This is a genomic window from Microvirga tunisiensis, from assembly GCF_009296175.1.
In the GTDB taxonomy this organism is placed as follows: Bacteria; Pseudomonadota; Alphaproteobacteria; order Rhizobiales; family Beijerinckiaceae; genus Microvirga; species Microvirga tunisiensis.
Genome location: NZ_VOSK01000535.1, coordinates 1 through 3,062, shown reverse-complemented (window position 1 = coordinate 3,062; position 3,062 = coordinate 1). Strand labels below are relative to the sequence as shown.

The 3,062-nt window shown below is 54.4% G+C and carries 2 protein-coding genes; both read right to left on the bottom strand.

The features are described 5' to 3' along the window. Positions 1-502: 502 nt before the first annotated feature. On the bottom strand, positions 503-1,543 hold the full coding sequence (locus tag FS320_RS40785) for a glycosyltransferase family 2 protein (RefSeq protein ID WP_162003584.1): 1,041 nt from the start codon (positions 1,541-1,543) through the stop codon (positions 503-505). A 649-nt stretch (positions 1,544-2,192) separates the two neighbouring features. Beyond that, positions 2,193-2,414: a hypothetical protein gene (locus tag FS320_RS51245; RefSeq protein ID WP_192926412.1), complete on the bottom strand. Its 222-nt coding sequence runs from the start codon at positions 2,412-2,414 to the stop codon at positions 2,193-2,195. Positions 2,415-3,062 lie beyond the last annotated feature (648 nt).

The window sequence follows — 3,062 nt, the reverse complement described above, 5'->3', positions numbered from 1 at the left end:
GAGAGAAAAGAGAAAACCCGGCCCATGAGACACCTGTCGCAGACGATGAGGTGCTCGATAAGGAATCACGACGGGTGTCGGTCAGGCAAGCGCGGCCGATCAGCCCAAAAATGTGGGTAATTGAAAGCCAGCTCGGATGGGTACGATTCTTCAGTTCGCTTGACAGGCGGTCAGCTTACCGTTTGCCAAGATCGCTCGTATGGGCGGCTATCTCGCGCGGGCATGATCCTCCCCGGGCAACACCGTCATATGGAGAGAACTCTCGCGCCTGATCGATATCGAACTCGGCGCCAGGATCGGAGCGCAAATCTATGGGTAGTGAAAGCCTCGACGGATGCTTACGAGCTTGCCGCACCAGGCATCGCTAACTACGTGAGTTCGTCGTTGCCAGTCAGACCCAAGAGGCCGTGTTTGCTCTTCAAAGGACAACAACAGGCACGCTGAATTATGAACTCCCCGAGCCACCTGTCCCGCACCGCATCAGAAATTTCGCAAACTGGCGTCATGCCAATTTTGCCTTCATGATTTGGAACAGCCGCGGCCGATGCCAAGAACTTGCCTTCCACATAGCTACTTTCACTCGGAGGGATGACGGCGAAGTTCCCAACGAAAGGAGCCAAGACACGATAACAAGTCGCCGTAAGGGTGATTTATTCTCGCGAAATAAGGCCCTGACCGCTGAAAGGAGAAGCCTTGGGTTAGGGCGCCTGCCCTCTGCAACCCGCTCAAGAGCGAGTGTTTCGTAGGAGAAATACAAGGAATCTGCTACCGGAATCTTGCATGAGAACTCCGGGGGTAAAATTCGCCTCAGGTGCTCAAGTCTGTCACGGAATCGGGACCGCTCGCGTTTGAACCGTTCAACACTGAGGTGGGTAGTCATCGACAAGTTAAACTGATGGACACGGTAAAATGCCAAGGGGCGATCTAACGTTACCACGTCGCCGAGGAAGGGGCTTACAAGGTAAGCCACACCGTCTTGCGCAACTTCATAGTCAACTTCTCGTGTTAGGGCAAATACATCCCTCCGGAATATATTTCCTGAGGTAGGAGGGCTCAAATAGCACCCTCCAATGAAAATTTCCTCAGTCATCTGCTGCGTGCTATAGCCCTCCTTGAAACGCGGAAACGCCAAGCCTATTGGTTCTCCGCTCTCGTTGACAGGTAGAAGTGGGAATTGGAGTTTAGATGGTCGCTCAGCTAGCGCCGCGGCTGCTGTAGAAAGTGCATTGGAGCCAATCAGTTTATCGTCAGCATCCAGAATATAAACATACTCACCAGTAGCAATATCGAAGCCTGCGAGGCATGCTTTCAGCGGCCCCCCATTTGGCACCCTCAAAGCACGCACAGATTTCTTGAACTTACAAATTATGTCCCAAGAATCATCTATCGATCCATCATCAACAACAATAACTTCCTTGCGAGCGTAATCTTGATCGATGACGCTTTGGATCGCTTCCCCTACGTACCTACCATAATTATAGCAGGGAATTATGACAGATATCATCGGGGTGGAGGAGGCGCTTGTTCCCGTGCCAGTTGACATTTCACACATATCTCAAGCAAGCGGCAGTAAATCTACGTATTCGATGACGGCGCATCGATCTCAGTATCCAACAGACTGGGGCAGATTTACTTGGAATTTCGGCCACCACTTGGTTCATGTAATTTGTCCCATACTGGTCGTATTCATAATTTCGCGCTGTGAGATGAGCTTTGGAACGCAGATCCACACATCAAACAGGAATATTATGGTTCATTTTCTTACCCGGTATCTTAACACCGCCCTGCTTCTGCTACGTTCAATTATAATGATTGCTGCACGATTGCGCACGTCGGGCAAAAGCGACACTCCTCGTTGGCCACGAGGTGAAGTTAACGGCCTTTCACCTCAGATGTAATGTCCTCATTGGAATACCAATGCTTATTTAGTGTTACGCCTAGAGATGTATCAGGTTTGAAAGCTATCTATGGATGGGGGGTACGTTGCAAGAGGGCTGCGGCAGATGGATGAGAGACGGTTCGCATCAGTCTATCTGGCCTCGATTTGTAGCTCCTGCTCTAGGCCATCACGGAACCCGCGCACCGAGCCTGCTTAGACTTTGGGCCTATCCGGGCCGGTTTAAACCAGGCTTGCGGGCGCCGGAAAACCGCTCGTCCATCCTATCATTCGGATCACTCGCCGTTGAAGCAACTCACGACATCCGGGTCGCAACCTCTGCCTCGTAGCCGTTCTCGTGTTGCAGCAGCACGCTCCAAGCCATGCGGGCGAGCTTGTTGGCTAAGGCCGGCCCGGCGAGCACATTCCGGTGTCGCCGAGAGGCTGCAGCCAAAAGCCAGCGTCCGAAGCGGTGTCCCTGCGACTGGTGTGGGCGTCGTAGGAGAACTCGCGCTCCGTCCACGAAGAGCGTGTGCAATCTCTTCTCCAGTGCCCATGGTGTAGGGCAGGGCACAGGTTCGGCCAGTGGTTGCAAGCAGTCGGAGCACGGTTGCACCGGAACCTGCTCCGACGGCTGGCGTTCTGGCAGGAGATCCTCTCGCCACTGTTCACGAGACGGATCTGACACGGCCGGGATTAGGCCTCGTCTCGATCACCTCGCTCAGGCGCCGGCGATGCTCGTCGCTCAAGTTCGAGGGCTGGCCCGGCGCCTTCCCCCATTCAACAACCCATCGGGACTGCGGGCATTGAAGCTCAGGACCCAGTCACGCAGGTCTCCAGATTGCGCCTAGGGCGCGCCCGATTGGGTGCGCGGGCCATCCTCGTAGATCACCGCCAAGGCCAGCAAGCGGTGGGTCTCGGTGCATTCTTGCTTCGGCATGCAAGCTGGCGCAGGCGAATGGCAAAGTAATCAGATTGGAGGGCGACGGGAATGCACATGGCAAACCTCCTCCGTCACTATATTGAACACATCCCAGGGTCTTTGAGACGGGTCGCTCTCTAAGCAGGTTTCAGCGGGGTGGCCAACGGATGCTGGCCATGATTCCATACCGTGATCGGATGTGGGAGACGGATCATGGCAGGCAGGTCCCCTGTTGTGGCGAGTGACGAGCAACGATGCGAACTG